The sequence below is a fragment of the Flavobacterium sp. genome (assembly GCF_003525665.1).
Classification (GTDB): domain Bacteria; phylum Bacteroidota; class Bacteroidia; order Flavobacteriales; family Flavobacteriaceae; genus Flavobacterium.
The window spans coordinates 7,155-7,715 of sequence record NZ_DQDX01000191.1 but is presented as its reverse complement, the minus strand read 5'-3'; the positions used below and the strand labels follow the sequence as shown (position 1 = coordinate 7,715).

Below are 561 nucleotides of genomic sequence, written 5' to 3'. Positions count from 1 at the left end.
TAAAACCTGAAATTTCAGTTGTCGCTTGTGGAACGGCTCAATTAGATATTTTTCAACCTTTGTTAATGCGAATGGATGACATTTTGAAGTTTGTAAAAAATGCACCAAACAAAGTAATCGCAAATCATCTAGAAGCTGTAAATCATTGCCCGACAACACGACATCAATTAAAAGAAGAAGTTTCTAAAATAGGGCTTTCTGACAAGGTTTTTATTCCAAATGATGGAGAAAGTAAAGTCTTTTAATAAACTAAGTACAAATGATTTTATAGAAAAACAGCCAGTAAATTAATGTCATATTTTTTATATCATCAATGATTTGAAAGGGATTTAAAATTCTACACTTGTAATTGCTAACTTTGCAAAGCAGCAAAATATAAATACGAATTATAGAATTAAAGCTTAAAACAAGTACTATGTTTAAGAAAAATCAAATGTTGGAATACTTAAAACAATACAATTTATTTACAGATAGTGAAATAAATGAATTTATAAGTTTAGCCACTATTTCTACCATAAAAAAAGGAGATTTTTTCATTAAAAAAGATGAAATCTGTACCAT

Annotated in this window: 1 pseudogene; it reads left to right on the top strand. The window is 27.3% G+C overall.

The annotated features are described in order from the left end of the window. Positions 1–245 (top strand): annotated as a pseudogene (locus DIU01_RS13525) (MBL fold metallo-hydrolase); the annotation flags it as partial. Positions 246–561 lie beyond the last annotated feature (316 nt).